A 15,092-nucleotide genomic window follows, 5' to 3' on the forward strand; every position below is an offset into this window, starting at 1 on the left:
TTACTAGTGGACTACTGCATCCGCCCTCTACCGGCTCGGCCGACAAAGGGCGGGTCAATATTTAAAATTCTTTGGCTTTACCGAGCATGCCGTCAACTTTGCGTTTGAAACCGGCATTGGACAGATAAAAGATGTAAAGACCGGCAAACAGAACCAATGCATACAGGCCATAGCTGCCTTTGCTGGTCGGTTGGCCGCCACCCGCTTTGAAGCTCATGTGGGCATCCAAACGTTCGCCGCTATCTTGCAACAGAGTGATGTGGATCAGGTATTTGCCGACTTCGGGCACGCCCTCAGGCAGATTCAATACCACGGTACCGGATTTGTGTTTTTCGGCAGCCTGGAAGAATACGCGTTTGCCTTCCGGCTCTTTGGTGACTTCGAATTCGACGGCCATACCGCGGTAACGTTGGTCTTGGTAATCGAAGACCAATTGGGTCAGCGAACCGGTGTCGGGAATGTTGCCGCAAAATTCTTCGGCCGGATAAGCTTTGGGCTGATAAGCCGTATAGTGGATCCAGTGGTCTTTTTCCAGTTCGAACTTACATTGGTCGGTATCGGTACCGGCCGCACCGCCGTGCGCCCAAACCGACGCAGAAAAAACCAGGCCCAGCAAGCCCAGGAAACCGTTTTTTATCATGCGAGAGCTTTTCATAAATCCCCTTCCTGTATTAGTAAATGCTTTAATTTTTATTATCTTTCATGTGGTTATGCATGAAACCTGTTTTCGTCGCCGGCGAATCTAAATGCCTGATTTGGATCGAAACAATGGCTAACTCTAGCACATCGCCCTAGGCAAAGAAAGGTTGGCGTTCCATACTTGGCGGGCACTATTCGTTGCTTAATTTTTTTTGTCAGCAGTCAAAGACAATCCTTATAATGGGGTTATGATCCGTTCCTCGAAAAGCCTCCGCCCGATCTTTTCCACCGAATTAACCTCTCTGGTCAATTAACAACCAAATCATATGTCCAAATTAGTAGACTCTGCCGAATGGAACGCCGTCAAGCAACACCACCGCGAGATTGCCGGCAAATTTTGCATGAAGGATGCCTTCGACAAAGATCCCAAGCGATTCGACAAGTTTTCGATAACCTTCAACGATCTGTTATTCGACTACTCAAAAAATCTGATCACCGATCGGACTCTGCCGCTGTTGATCGAATTGGCCAACCGCGCCCAGCTCTCGGAAAAGACCGAAGCCATGTTTTCCGGTTCCATCATTAATACCACGGAAAAACGCGCCGTGTTGCATACCGCATTACGCAACCGCAGCAACAAGCCGATTTATTTCCGCGGCCAGGACGTCATGCCTGAAATCAACCAGGTGCTGGCCAGAATGCGAGTGTTTACCGAACAAGTCCGTTCCGGCGCCTGGACCGGCTATACCGGCAAAACCATCACCGACATCGTCAACATCGGCATCGGCGGCTCCGACCTCGGCCCGAAAATGGTCGATACTGCCTTGGCGCCTTACGGCAAAGAGGGTTTGAAGGCCCATTTCGTATCCAATGTCGACCAGACCGACATCGTCGAAACCTTAAAACCGCTGAACCCGGAAACCACGCTGTTTTTGATTTCCTCGAAAACCTTCACCACCCAGGAGACCATGACCAACGCCCGCTCAGCCCGCGACTGGTTCCTGAGAGCGGCGCAAGAGCAGGGACACATGTCCAAACACTTTGTCGCGATTTCGACCAACGAGGCCAAAGTCAAGGAATTCGGCATCGACCTGGAAAACATGTACGAGTTCTGGGACTGGGTCGGTGGCCGTTACTCGTTATGGTCGGTGATCGGCATGTCGATCGCGCTGTACATCGGCATGGATAATTTCGAAGAACTGCTAATGGGCGCTCATCTGGCCGACGAACACTTCCGTAGCGCGCCGTTCGAGCAAAACATCCCGGTGATCATGGGCCTGCTCGGCATCTGGTACAACAACTTCTTCGAAGCCGAAACCTACGCGATTCTGCCGTATGCGCAATCCTTGAAATACTTCGCCGACTATTTCCAGCAAGGCGACATGGAAAGCAACGGCAAAAGCGCGACGATCAAGGGCGAAAAAGTGGATTACAACACCGGCCCGATCATCTGGGGCCAACCCGGCACTAACGGCCAGCACGCCTTTTTCCAGTTGATCCACCAAGGTACCAAACTGATCCCCGGCGATTTTCTGGCGGCGGCGCAGAGCCATTACGACCTGCCCGACCACCACGATATCTTGATCTCCAACTTTCTGGCCCAGGCCGAAGCCCTGATGCGCGGCAAAACCGAAGCCGAAGTGCGCCACGATTTAAGCCACGAGCCCAACCTGGACGACGCCTTGATCGCTTCGAAGATATTCGAAGGCAACAAGCCGTCGAACGCCTTCCTGTTCAAAAAACTGACGCCGCGCACGCTGGGCATGCTAATCGCGTTTTACGAACATAAAATCTTCGTCCAGGGCGTGATCTGGAACATCAATTCCTTCGACCAGATGGGTGTGGAATTGGGCAAAGTGCTAGCCAAGGCCATTTTGCCGCAATTGAAAAACGACGAAACGGTGACCGACCACGACAGCTCCACCAACGGCCTGATCAACGCTTACAAACGGTTGCGCAAGTAAGCCAAACCAGTCAACACCGCTGGCGTTTGCCGGCACAGCCCTAGCGGGAGCCGCCGCAAAACGCCAGTTTGACGTTTTGCGGCCGACTCTGCCCATCTCCCCCACTTGGCCAAGTGAATTTTTTAACTGCATCCCAAGGCCCTCGGCGATAGACTGCAATCGGCCGGCAAAAAAGCCAGCCACAGCAAATCCACCGACTTTCGTCGCAAACACCCTCCATAGAGAGGATGTTTGGCTGCGCAGAATATGTTCCAATAGTGAATCCGTCCGCCAGCTGGCGCTCCAGCCCTCCCAAAGGCTCAGGTATGAAACAAAGCCACGCTTTAGCTTATTTGCGCCAAATCTGTTGCTCAGGCTTGAGCCGTGAGCTCGCGATCGGCGAATTTCTCAAAACCTTGCCGCTGGTAGTGCCGTCGAACAGCAATACCTTTTCGGTCGGCGACAGCCAATTGAGACCGGTCTACCACATAGCCGGATTCGAATTGGCCGACATGGCGGCCACGGCTCCGGAAATTATCGCCGCCTACCATACGCCCGAGCGCCAACGACGCGCCAACGTCTGGTTCGCCTCTCATCCCTGCATCGGCGATCCCAGGGTGATGGAACAAGGATTCTATGCCACCGATCTCTACCACCTGATCTACCGCAGATTCGATATGCATCATGTGCTGTGGCTGCCGCTCCAGTTGGACGGCGGCGCAGCCGGAGTACTTGGGCTTTACCGGCCGCAGCATCAGAAACCCTTCGACGGCCGCGACCAGACCCGGGTGCTGAGTTTATTGCCCTATCTGGCCCATGCCTTCCGTGCCGGTAACGACAGCAATTTCCAGCTCGGCCCGCCTTGCGGCTCCGGAATGTTGGTGATGGACACTCAAGGCAAGACCGTATTCCAAAGCCCGGAGGCGACGCGGCTCTTGGAGCTCGCCCGCTACCCCAGGTTACTGCGCGACATGCGCGGGCAGGACCGCCTGCTGGCCAAACTCGCCGAACTATGCCGCAATCTGCTCGGCATCTACCGCGGCGAAGATGCGCCGCCACCGTCATTCAGCCACCATGCCGCCACCGGCCAATATCTGTTCAAAGCCTATTGGCTGAACGGTTGCGGCGATCAGCCGGAGCGCCTGATCGGCGTGACGGTAGAATATCGCCAACCTTTGACGCTGAAACTGCTCAGAGCTCTCCGCGACCAACCGCTGTCGCCCGCCCAGCGCGAAGTGGCGCTGCTATTGGCCCAGGGCGAACCGTTCGAAAAGATTGGCCAACGCCTGCATATCAAAATGACCACCGTCAGGGACCACATCGGCAAAATCTACACCAAACTCAATATTCACCAGCGGGAAGAATTACTGCCTAAGCTGCTGGCGGCCTCCGCAAGCTCTAGCGAACAACTCTACCCGGCCGAAACGGAGCGGTTTCGATGAAAAAAAATCACGCAATGGCTTATCTGCGCCAACTTTGCTGTTCCGGACTGAGCAAGGAATTGGTGATCAACGAATTTCTGCGCACCTTGCCCATCCTGATACCTTCCACCAGCAACGTCTTTTCCGGCGTCGATGCGCAGCTCAGGCCGACTTACTGTATTGCCGATTTCGACATGAGCGAAATGGCCGGTACGATGGTCGAGGTGGTATCGGCGTTTTATACGCCGGAACGCTTAAGCCGGGCCGCGGCATGGCTGAAACGCCATCCGGCCATCACCAACCCCTTGCTGCTGGACGACCGCTTTTACCAAAGCGATATCTACAACGTCGTCTACCGCCGCTTCGACATGCACCATGTACTGTGGCTGCCTACCATCGACAACGGCAAACCGAATGGCGTGCTGCGCCTGTACCGGCCGAGAACCCAAAAACCCTTCGGCCGCGAGGATCAAGCACTGGCCGGCCAATTGCTCCCCTATCTGGCCCACGCGATAAAAGCGGCCAACGACGCCCAGTTCCGCTACGAACGCGAGGCGACTTGCGGAGTGATCGTCATGGACCCGCAAGGCAACATCTTATTTCAAAGCCCGGAGGCGAGAAAGTTACTACACGCCGCCTGTACCCCGGCGCTCGACGCCAATCACGACCGGGGAAAAGCCTTGTTAATGATGGAACTGGCCCGCCTCTGCGCGAAATTACAAGCAGTTTCCCGCGGCCACAGCGCCGCCCCGCCCTGTTACCGCCACACCGGTGCGGCCGGAGAATTTCTGTTCCGGGCCTACTGGCTGGAAAGCCAAAGCGGCGAAAGCGGCAGCCTGATCGGCATCAGCGCCGAACACCGCGAGCCGCTGAAGCTGAAACTGCTGCGCTCGCTACAGCATTCGGCGTTGTCGCCGACGCAAAAGGAAGTGGCAATGCTATTGACGCAAGGCATTTCGTTCGAGCAAATCGGCCAATCGCTGCACATCAAACCGGCTACGGTTAAGGACCATGTCGGAAAAATCTACGGCAAACTCGACGTCCGCCAGCGCGACGAGGTATTGCCGAAGTTGCTGGCACTGAGGGCTTAGGCCGCACCCTCACGGAATATTGGCGACGCGAGCGGTATCGGGCTAACCTAAGTCGCAACCCTCGACTGAATGTCTCGCCGACGGTGGCCACCAGTTACCTTTCAGGACTTGTCCCAACCATGCAAATATTAATCGTCGACGACCACACCTTGTTTCGGGAAGCGCTGTTGCATGTGTTAAAGCAACTGGACGGCAACGTGCTGGTCCACGAAGCGGCCAATACCGGCGAAGCCTCGAATCTGCTCAGCCACCGCCGCAATCTGGATTTGGTGTTGCTCGACATCGATTTGCCGGGGCAAGACGGCCTCAGCGCCCTACCGGGCATGCGGGAGCAGGCGCCGACCGTGCCTATCGTGGTTTTGTCCGGCTCGGAAAGCTCGCAACACGTCAACGCCGCCCTGGAATCCGGTGCGGTCGGCTACATTCCGAAATCTTGCAGCGGGCACGAGATGTTGACTGCCTTGCGCATCGTGTTGCAGGGCGATATTTACGTTCCGCCGCGCCTGCTCGGCAAGCTCGACGTTGCGCCAACGCTGAAAGTCGAGACCGATGCCGGCCAACACCCGTTGACCGCACGCCAGATCGAGGTACTGGAACTGATGGCGCAAGGCTTGCCGAATAAATCGATCGCCCGCCGCTTGAATCTGGCCGAAGGCACCGTGAAACTGCATGTCGCAGCGATCTTACGCGCGCTGGATGCCGGCAATCGCACCCAAGCCGTCACCGCGGCGGCTCGGCTCGGCCTGTTGCCGCTGGCCACAGGACTCTGATTCCGCCGAGCTCAGTCCCGGCCGGTTTTGCTGAGCATATACTGCAAGGTACTGCGCAGCTTGGCCGGTTGCACCGGTTTGTGCAGTAACGGAAAACCGCTGGCATCGGCTTCGCGCAAACGTTCCGGCCCGGTATCGCCGGTGACGATCAGTATCGGCAGCGGATATGCCAACCGGCGGCGCAGTTCCCGCGCCACCTCGATCCCCGACAAATCGCCCGGCAAGCGGTAATCGACGATCGCCAATTCGGGCCGCAATTGATGATCGTCGATCTCGGCCAAAGCCTGGTACAGGTCGGCCGCGGCAAACACGCGGCAGCCCCAACGGCTCAGCAGGCCGCGCATGCCGTCCCGCACCGCGACATCGTCGTCGATCACCAACAACCGTCTATCCTCCAGCAAATGTAACGGCGACACTGCATTTTGCGGCTCGGGACCGGGCAAGGTGATCGCGGCTTCCGCCACCAACGGCAAGGTCAAACAGAAACAAGAGCCGTGGCCCAAGCGGGATTTGACTCGAATCTTATGGTTCAGCAGTTTCGCCAGACGCTTGACGATAGCCAAGCCCAACCCCAACCCTTGCCGGCGGTCGCGGGCCGGATTATGCAGTTGATGAAATTCGACGAAGATCTCGTCGAGCTGATTGTCCGGAATACCGGGGCCGGTATCGATGACCTGGATTTCGGCACTGCCGCAACGCCGGCGGGCAGCGACCAATACCCGACCATGCCCGGTATGGCGTAACGCGTTCCCGATCAGATTGCGCAACATCCGCTCCAGCATGGCCGGGTCGGTGTTGACCAGCAATGGGGCGTGGCGAATCTTGAGCTGGTTGCGGTTTTCCGCGGCGATCGGCTGAAATTCGCTTTGCAGGCGTTGGAATAAGTCATCCAGCGCGAACGGCTCGATCGCCGGCTTGACCACGCCGGCATCCAATTTCGATACGTCCAGTAAAGCATTCAGCATCGAATTGATCGCGGCGATCGAATCGTCAATCTGGGCCAGCAAACCCTGGGTTTCCGGCGCCGCCACCCGGTCGGACAATTCGGCGAAGAACAGGCCCAGTGCGTGTATCGGCTGACGCAAATCGTGGCTGGCCGAAGCCAGAAACCGGGTTTTGGCAGCATTGGCCTGTTCGGCCTCGCGCTTGGCTTTTTCCAAAGCTTGTTCGCGTTTGATTAAATCGCTGATGTCGGTGTAAGTGACAACTCGGCCGCCGTGCGCCAACCCGGATTGGCGGATTTCGTAGACCTTGCCGTCAGGACCGCGATAATTGCTCGAGCCTTCCGCGCTGATCGCAATCGGCGGGTTGGCGGCCGCCAATAACTCTGAAAGCCTGGCATGGCTGTCCACAGTGCCAGCTCCGTCGCCCAGCAAGGCGGTAAATTGGCGGTTCCACATGCGCAGCAGATCGTCCGTATCCGACATCGTGATGCCCTGCCCCATATTTTCCAGCGCCGTTTCCAGCAACAGGGATTTTTCCTCGGACTCGCGGCGTAAGGCGGCATTTTCGAAATTCAGGCGGAGGGCATGGTTCAGCATCCCGGCCAGCCTTAGCGAGCTGGGAATGCTGATAATCGGCAGCACCGAAAAAATGATGGCCGGTACGATGTAGTTGCCGCCGCCTTCGCTTAACAGGAAATAGTCGATCGCAATCGTCGCCGGAATGTTGACGACCAACACTGCCGGAAAATAGGTAAACCAGGTCAACATGACCCCGACAACCTGGGTGATCGTCGGCACGGTAATCACCAGCACGTTGACCGGATCGTTGGCGTCCAAAAAAAACACCTGGCACATGACCCACCAAAAACCGTTGAGCGCGGCACCCAGCATAATCAGGCGTTTGAATTTCGGCACGTTGTCGACCAACGCCGTTTTATGCACGTGGTAATAGTGCAGGACAACCCAGCGAAACAGGTTGATACCCGTCAAAACCAAAGCCCAAAGCAACAGCAGGCCATGGGCGGCGGTCTGCCACAAGCCGACCACAATCAAGATCGTAAACGGCAGCATCACAAAAAACACATATTTGCCCTGCCGGGTCGTCACCCATAGCCGTTCCACTTCAATTTGCGCTTCGAGATTCCGGTCCGAGTTATTCATGGCTGATCCTGCTGAGCTTGATCGGGAGAGCATTTTCGCTGGCTGCAGGATAATGGCTGAGTGGCTGCCCTGCAATCGATACGACGGCCTATCTCTTTCGGACTAGCCTCTTAGCGCGCTCGGCCGGCTGCCGGCCGCAAACGGCGCGCAAGGCCCGAGATTGCAAGCCCGCCTATCGCTAAGATCGAGACAGACAAAGCCCTAACATAAAAGCCGATTACCCCGAAAGGCATAGGCTGTCAGCCATATTTTCTAGGGCTACCGAATACCAGCATACTTTTTCCCGAAACTGCAAGGCCGGCAAGCGCCAGCGTTTGGCGACCGGCCCAAAACAATAACCAGTGGGGGAAATAAGCCATGAAACAATCTAACGCAATCGCCTATCTGCGCCGGCTGTGCTGTTCGGGTTTGAGTAAGGAGATTGTGATTGCCGAGTTCTTGCGGGCATTGCCGGCTCTGATTCAATCGCACCACAATACGTTTTCGGGTACCGACGCCAGACTCTACCCGCAGTACCACATCGCCGGTTTCGATTTGGCCGGGATGCGTGACACCATTCCGGCCATCGTCGCCCAATTCCACACTCAGGAAAGGCAGCAACGGGCGATTGCCTGGTTTAAAGACCACCCGGCAATCGCCGACGCTCGCACCGTCGACCCCGAATTTTACCGTAGCGACATGTACAACTTGGTTTACCGGCCGTTCGATATGCACCACGTGTTATGGATGCCGGTAGCACAGAACGGGCGGCCGGTCGGCGTGCTGGGTTTATACCGCAGCAAAAACCAGGCTCCGTTCGGCACCAAGGAACAAATGCTGCTCGGACACGTGCAGCAATACATCGTCTACGCCTTGGGCAATAACGCCCATGCCGAACCGCAATACAGCGAGAACGGCCGTACCGGCATGATGATCATGAACAGCAAGGGCGAACTGCTGAGCCAGAGCCGGGAAGCCGAACAGTTATTAAGTATGGCCAGATTACCCCGCCTGTTGGTCGACGGCCGCCGCGAAGACCGTTTGTTGAGCCGTCTCTCGCAACTTTGCGCCAATCTCACCGCCGTTTATCGCGGCCAAAACGTACCGCCGCCGCAGTTCTGCCACCTCAACCCGTACGGGCGATTTTGGTTCCGCGCTTACCGCCTGTTCGATTGCCAGGACCAAGGCTCCCAACTGATCGGCGTCACCATCGAACACCAGGAACCGGTGGCCTTGAAAATTCTGCGGGCGATGCAGGACTTGCCGCTGTCGCCGATGCAACAGGAAGTCGCGCAATGCGTTGCCGAAGGCTTGTCGTACGATCACATTGCCAAACGCCTGCACATCAAACTGACCACGGTCAAAGACCACATCGGCAAAATCTACACCAAACTGGATATCGGCCAACGCGAGGAGTTGTTGCCCAGGCTGCTGGCGCAGGCCGGCTAGCAGCTTAGCGCGAAGCGTCGGCGCCTGCCGGCGTTTGCGCCGACCGCGTCGTTACCGGTTCGGACTTGGGCTGTACCGCGGCCAGCACCTCGCGAATCGCCGAAATGATAGGCTCCGGTCGTTCCAGCGGCATGGCGTGGCCGCTGTCCACCCAAATTTGAATTGCGCCCGGATAGAGCCGGGCCAGCTCCATTCGTTTGCGATTGCTATCGACGGCCAGTGACGACGTATCGGCCAACGGTTGCGCCGCGCTCAGCACAATCACCGGCACGGCGCCAAATACCGGCGCCGCGAGTACTTCATCGCCGGTCCGATCGATTTCGGCGAACTCGCCTTCGGCCGCGGCCGACAACGATACTTCGAACAGCCAACGCCACCAAAACGGCCAATGTTCCACAGCCCCCTGGCCTTTCAGTTGCGCTGGATGGGTGGAATCCACCAGAATCAAAGCCGCAACTTCCTGCGGATAGTAACGGGCATACCATTGCAGGTACAAACCGCCCAGCGAATGGCCGACCAGAACATAGGGCGGCGCCAGTTTCTGGCTAATCAGCAATTCGCGCAGCTCTTGCACCACATGGCGGCCGTCGCGCGGCGATGCGACTGCATCGCTGTTGCCGATACCGGCGCGGTTGTAAACCAAGGCCGTTGCCGACTCGGCGATTGGCGGATAGACCTCCTCCCACCAAGTGAAGTGTCCGCCCAGCCCGGTTTCGAACACCACCGGCAAGGTATCGTGCCGGCTCAAGGCAAATTCCACTTGGCGGCCGGCGACATTGGTCGTCGCCACCTGGGGAAGGTTCCCGCCACAGCCGTTCAGCAGGCCGGCCAACAAGGGCAGCATGGCCGCGGTCGAAAGCGCTAGCTTCATCGCCGGGGATGCAATCGATCAACCGAAGTTGCAGGGACGGCATCGCCGCCGCGGCGATCCCGGTTCGATACCGCCTGAACGGCTAGCCCACATTGCAGAAATCGCGTCATTGGCCCAATAACGGATTTCTGGCCGGCTCGCCTTTTTTGCTGCAGATCGCTTCCGAAACCATCCGCCCCAGCACCGAGATCGAGCCGCCGACGTAGCAATTGTATTGCTGGCCGCTGTCCGTCTTCACCGAATAGCGGGTGGTGACGCCGTCATCCACCCGGTTCTCGATTTTGAACTGGTTCTTTTCCAGTCCCAAGGCGTGGGCGGTGCGATCCACCAACGCGTCTTGGGTCACGGCCCAGGCCGCGCAGCCGCCAAGCGTTAAAAACAAACCGGCATACAGCCAAATTTTTTGATTCGTCATTGGATTTCCTGGTTGAATTTTCTTAATTGAAGCGTGCTATTCAGTCTGTCAGGCGCCGTCTGCCGCTGCCCAACAGTCCGGCCAAACCGGCGCCGAACAGCCAGACCGCAGCGGGGAGCGGTACCGCCGCAACGTCGCCGTCGCGGACTGCCCAGGCATACATGCTTGAGGCGAGATTGTTTTTGTACCAAGTTTGTTGCATGCCTATCGTGGTCGGGAAAAACCAGGCTTCGTCGGTACGGCTAGGTACCTCGTTGCCGGACCAGTAATTATCCGATTGCAGATTTTTGACCAAGCCGACATCGGTTTGGCCGCCGGTGCGGCCGTCGCGGAAAATCCCGAAATTTGGGTTGTCGCTACCATCTGGAAACTGATAGGCAGTTAACCCCAGGTTAACGAAGTACATATACCCCAACTCGGAATTCGGACTGGTGACGTTCCAGGAGTAATCGGTCGAACCGTCGGCGGAATAGTTCTCGTTGTAGGCAATGCCGTTGACCGGTTTGATGCTGGCCAGCCGCCAATCGCCGAAGCCGCCGAACTCCAGTTGTTCCGCCCACGCCATCGCCTCGTACCAATTCATCTTGCCGTCGGCGTCGTAGCCGCTGGTCTTGGCGTAATTGGCGTCCTGCAACCAGGTCACGTTCAGGACGGTGTCGTACAGCATGCCGCCGCCGCGGTCCAGCAGCGCCGCTTGGGCGTCAGTCAAGTTGATCGTGGCAGCCATCGCGACCGCCAATAAGGTGCGTTTACAATTCATAGGATTTTTCCTCGCAAATGGATCGATTCAATCGGACTGGCGCCGCTGCGACGTCGGCCGATCCGCCCGGCCATCAGGCCCAGGCCGGATAAAAACAGGATGTAGCTTTCCGGGTTCGGTACTGCGGTGACATCGCCGTCGCGCACGGCCAGGACGTAAAATTGGCTACCTTTGCCGATGTAGTTTTGCATACCGGTCGAGGTGCTCAGATACCAGGCTTTGTTGCTGTCGCCGCTGTAACTGGTGCCCAGCCAATAACTGAAGGACTGAAGATTACTGAACAGGCTTTCGTCGTCGGGCGTGGCCGGATCGTCGACCAGACCGTAGCCGGGCTGGGGCAAGCCGCGCGAATCAGAAAAGCCCTTATTCCCAAAATCGCCGTAGAACAAATGGGCCAGTTCCGAGCTGGTTAAGGCGACGTTGAAACCGCAGTCGGTGCCGCTGTAGCCGTAGTCGCAGCCCGCCGCGCCCAAGTCTTGGAAAGTCGGCAAACGCCAGTCGTCGTAGGTGGTGCCGCGCACGCTATCCGCGTAAGTCAGCCCATCCACCCAGGCCACGGCGTTTTGCCAACTCATCTTGCCGGGGGTATAGGCGCCGCTGGTATTGGCATAGTTGGCGTCGGCCAGCCAGGTAACATCAAGGTCGCTGTCGTAGATCAGACCGCCGCCGCGGTCGAATAGCTGCGCCTGCACACTGCCGGCAGCCAGCGAGCCGAGCAAGGCCAGCCATGTGCGAAAAGCTTTAGGTTTCATCATTTTTCTCCAAACAGTAGTTCTCGAGCGGATTCGTCAACTCGGTAAACCGGTCAAGGATGCCAAGCCTGGCCGGCATTATCGAAAGGCAAATGGCGCTGGGGAACCCTACCGGAGTGGGGTATCGAAAGCCGTAGCCGGCCTGTTAAGATGCAATTTAATTGTATGTTTTAACCAGGTTTGATCTGGAACGAATTGTCTGAAATTCGATTGGCACGGGCGCCAAGTCACCTAACAACGCCAATGTCGAGATCCGGCGTGTTTGCTGAATACCACGTCTTCCGCTTATGCCACTTCACGCCGAACGGAGCCATACGACACTTGCCGGCCAGCGCCCATCGCGGCGGCCGATTGCCAGCGGCAGATCGAGAGGTTTGTCAGGTAACGGCGGCTTCCGTTGCGGTTGCCGCCGTTATCCGGCACCGCAACCTATTTGGAGGACTAGGGATTGGCCGCTGACATCAGCATGGAGCATGCACATCAGCCTCCAAAAGCGGGGCGACGGAACGCAGGCGCCACTCAAACTCATTGCAACGGCAGGCGACCGAAGGAGGTAGCAGATACCCAGATATCCAACAGCTCAAAGATTTCTAAATACCCTCTACCTTTTTGGAGTACAAACAATGAATTTAAAAAATAACGCTATCCGTTTGCTTACGCTGCTTCTCGTTCTTCTGGCGATGGTTTCGCAAACGGCGAATGCTGCTCCGGTAAATGTCGATTTGACTTCCGGTACCTGGCTAGTATCCGGGGGCGACACCAGCGGCGTCAGCTGGAACGGTTCGACCCTGGTGTTCGAAACGCAAATAGCGATCGGGGACAGCCTGTCCTTGACCGGATATTTCGATTGGGTGGGCAGTAACGGCTCATTCGGCCGCGAGCGGTTCACCGGAACCCTTTTCGCCAATCGGGAAATCGAATTATCCGGATTCGAGATCGTACAACCGGCGCGCGGCATCGGCTTGACGAATTACTTCGCGGAATTGGCTGTATCCGGCACGGAAATTATCAACGGCACCTGGAGCGGACCGGTCATTCCAAGCAATAACTGGTCAGCCAGATTGGCGCCGGCGCCGGTGCCATTGCCAGCCGCGGTATGGCCGTTTCTATCCGGCCTGATTGCGATAGCTGCCTTTCGCTCTAAAAAGCGCCCATAATCCGCTGCGCCGGTGCAAGCGGATCGACTCTGTCGCGGCGGTTTGGCAAGATTGCCCGCTTGACTTTGCCGCCCGTTGCACCGCTGCCGACAGCCGGCCCGCCCCTTGGCAAACGGATTAATTCGGAAAGATACGGGCACCGCAATCACCTGACCGGTATTGGAGTAGCGAAGTGGCAAAACTTATTGCGAAATCGGCTCGACAAGGCGCGGGTAGCTTGTCGGAAATCAGCGCCAGCGGCCAATTGCGCCTACTGGACCTCAGCTTCGCCCGCATCGTGTTGGGTTTCACTTTGTTCCCGGTGGTGGCAACCCCTTTCATCGTCTGGTTACACCAAATTGGCAGGAGTGCAGTGCCGTTTTGGACTTGGGCCGGTTGCTTCAGCCTGGTAGCGCTATTGGTGAAACTGCTGTTTAACCGTTTCAAGGCCGATTGCACGCGATTGGACGCCGAGCAGGCGATCAGCCATTGGTTACCGCGGGTGCATGGACTGGCGCTAGTCTATGGATTCGGTTTGTCGCTACCGATAGTAATCATGTCCTGCGCGCCTTACCCGTTCGAGTTTGCCATCCTGTTTTTGGTCACCAGCGCCTCGATTGTGGCCGGCAATGCCACTCATCAGTCGCCGGTACTCAGTTGTTTTAAGCGATTTTTCGCTGCCGGCTGGGGCATCACAACCATCTTAATCCCTTGGGTATTTCCGGAACATTGGCCCTACGTGATGCCGTTGACCGCCTTGTATATCTTCTCGATCTACAAACACGCCATACTGGTCCATCGCTTTTTTCTGCAGCAGATTTTACTGGAGCAAGGTTACCGGCAAGCCAAAGAAGAAGCCGAAGCGGCGCTCTATGCCAAAAACCGGTTTCTGACCACGGCCGCTCACGACTTGCGCCAACCGGTGCATGCCATGGGCTTTTTGATCGAATCCATTTCCCGCCGCAACCGCGCCGCCGAGTTGCGGCCGGCCCTGCAGGATTTGCGGCAAAGCGTGCAGTCCGTGACCCAGATGTTCAATTCGTTACTCGATTTATCCAAGATCGAGCTCGGCGCGCAACCGGTGAAACTGCAACCGGTGGCGATCGATCCGCTGATGACCGATATCGCAACCCTGTTTCGGGAGGAAGCCCAGGCTCGCACCATCGACTTGCGGGTCCGCACCAGCGGCGGCAAGGCGTTGGTCAGCGCCGATCCGCTGTTGCTGCGGCAGTCGATGATTAATCTGATGCAGAATGCGTTGCGTTATACCCAGCGCGGCGGAGTGCTGATGGCGGTGCGCCGCCGGGCCGGGCAATGGCAATTCGAAGTTTGGGATACCGGGGTCGGCATCGCTCAGGCCGATCAGCAGCGGGTGTATTCGCCGTTCTTCCGCCCCGAGCATGCCTGGCGCATCGATAATGCCGGCCATGGCCTGGGGCTGGCGGTGGTGGCCCGCTGCGCCGATCTGATGGGTGCCAGCCAGGGCTTGAATTCGCACGAAGGCAGGGGCTCCCGCTTCTGGTTGCGGCTGCCGGCGGCGGAGACCGGCGAGCGCCGCTTGGCGGTGCGCGAGACGCTGCCCTTGACGCTGGGCGGCGATACCCGGCTGCACGGCCGCTGTCTGGTGGTCGACGACGAGCCGCAAGTCCGCAGCGCCTGGGAAGCCTTGCTCTGCGCCTGGGGCATCAGCGCCGTGTGCGTGGCTTCGGCCGGCGAAGCCTTTGCCGAGCTGGACGCGGGCTTTGCACCGGACGCCATCTT

Annotated in this window: 13 protein-coding genes; 7 read left to right on the forward strand and 6 right to left on the reverse strand. The window is 57.5% G+C overall.

The window, feature by feature from the left end:
• Positions 1 to 61: 61 nt before the first annotated feature.
• Complete coding sequence (locus C2U68_RS00525) at positions 62 to 655, reverse strand: hypothetical protein (RefSeq protein ID WP_140910550.1); 594 nt, start codon at positions 653 to 655, stop codon at positions 62 to 64.
• Positions 656 to 965: 310 nt separating this feature from the next.
• Between C2U68_RS00525 and pgi the strand changes: the two genes are divergently transcribed.
• The 4 genes from pgi (at position 966) to C2U68_RS00545 (ending at position 5,864) form a co-directional block, all read left to right on the forward strand.
• Positions 966 to 2,603, forward strand: a complete 1,638-nt coding sequence (gene pgi, locus C2U68_RS00530; protein ID WP_140910551.1) for a glucose-6-phosphate isomerase — start codon at positions 966 to 968, stop codon at positions 2,601 to 2,603.
• A gap of 305 nt (positions 2,604 to 2,908) precedes the next feature.
• The gene (locus tag C2U68_RS00535) at positions 2,909 to 4,024 is read left to right on the forward strand and encodes a helix-turn-helix transcriptional regulator (RefSeq protein ID WP_186289454.1); all 1,116 of its coding nucleotides are present in this window, start codon (positions 2,909 to 2,911) and stop codon (positions 4,022 to 4,024) included.
• Complete coding sequence (locus C2U68_RS00540; RefSeq protein WP_140910553.1) at positions 4,021 to 5,094, forward strand: LuxR C-terminal-related transcriptional regulator; 1,074 nt, start codon at positions 4,021 to 4,023, stop codon at positions 5,092 to 5,094. The genes C2U68_RS00535 and C2U68_RS00540 overlap by 4 nt, the downstream gene beginning before the upstream one ends.
• 119 nt (positions 5,095 to 5,213) lie before the next feature.
• Positions 5,214 to 5,864 carry a response regulator gene (locus C2U68_RS00545; protein WP_140910554.1) on the forward strand — a complete coding sequence of 217 codons (651 nt, stop codon included), beginning with the start codon at positions 5,214 to 5,216 and terminating at the stop codon, positions 5,862 to 5,864.
• Positions 5,865 to 5,875: 11 nt separating this feature from the next.
• On the opposite strand, the gene C2U68_RS00550 is transcribed toward C2U68_RS00545, so the two are convergent.
• On the reverse strand, positions 5,876 to 7,969 hold the full coding sequence (locus tag C2U68_RS00550) for an ATP-binding protein (RefSeq protein WP_140910555.1): 2,094 nt from the start codon (positions 7,967 to 7,969) through the stop codon (positions 5,876 to 5,878).
• A 357-nt stretch (positions 7,970 to 8,326) separates the two neighbouring features.
• Here C2U68_RS00550 and C2U68_RS00555 point away from each other — a divergent pair, with 357 nt between their 5' ends.
• Positions 8,327 to 9,397 carry a helix-turn-helix transcriptional regulator gene (locus C2U68_RS00555; protein ID WP_140910556.1) on the forward strand — a complete coding sequence of 357 codons (1,071 nt, stop codon included), beginning with the start codon at positions 8,327 to 8,329 and terminating at the stop codon, positions 9,395 to 9,397.
• Positions 9,398 to 9,401: 4 nt separating this feature from the next.
• On the opposite strand, the gene C2U68_RS00560 is transcribed toward C2U68_RS00555, so the two are convergent.
• The 4 genes from C2U68_RS00560 to C2U68_RS00575 form a co-directional block, all read right to left on the reverse strand.
• Positions 9,402 to 10,268 (reverse strand): alpha/beta fold hydrolase, encoded by an 867-nt coding sequence (locus C2U68_RS00560; RefSeq protein ID WP_260839147.1) that lies wholly within the window; start codon positions 10,266 to 10,268, stop codon positions 9,402 to 9,404.
• 106 nt (positions 10,269 to 10,374) lie between these two features.
• Positions 10,375 to 10,683 (reverse strand): hypothetical protein, encoded by a 309-nt coding sequence (locus C2U68_RS00565; protein WP_140910557.1) that lies wholly within the window; start codon positions 10,681 to 10,683, stop codon positions 10,375 to 10,377.
• A gap of 40 nt (positions 10,684 to 10,723) precedes the next feature.
• Positions 10,724 to 11,443 (reverse strand): DUF1566 domain-containing protein, encoded by a 720-nt coding sequence (locus tag C2U68_RS00570; protein WP_140910558.1) that lies wholly within the window; start codon positions 11,441 to 11,443, stop codon positions 10,724 to 10,726.
• Complete coding sequence (locus C2U68_RS00575) at positions 11,440 to 12,195, reverse strand: DUF1566 domain-containing protein (protein WP_186289455.1); 756 nt, start codon at positions 12,193 to 12,195, stop codon at positions 11,440 to 11,442. Before C2U68_RS00575 ends, C2U68_RS00570 begins: the two co-directional genes overlap by 4 nt.
• A gap of 623 nt (positions 12,196 to 12,818) precedes the next feature.
• Between C2U68_RS00575 and C2U68_RS00580 the strand changes: the two genes are divergently transcribed.
• Together C2U68_RS00580 and C2U68_RS00585 are read left to right on the forward strand one after the other, a co-directional pair.
• A complete protein-coding gene (locus C2U68_RS00580; RefSeq protein ID WP_140910560.1) occupies positions 12,819 to 13,352 on the forward strand; it encodes a hypothetical protein in 534 nt (177 codons plus the stop codon).
• A 172-nt stretch (positions 13,353 to 13,524) separates the two neighbouring features.
• A partial coding sequence (locus tag C2U68_RS00585; RefSeq protein ID WP_140910561.1) for a hybrid sensor histidine kinase/response regulator occupies positions 13,525 to 15,092 on the forward strand: 1,568 nt, incomplete at its 3' end.

Source organism: Methylomonas koyamae, assembly GCF_006483455.1.
Lineage (GTDB): Bacteria > Pseudomonadota > Gammaproteobacteria > Methylococcales > Methylomonadaceae > Methylomonas > Methylomonas koyamae_B.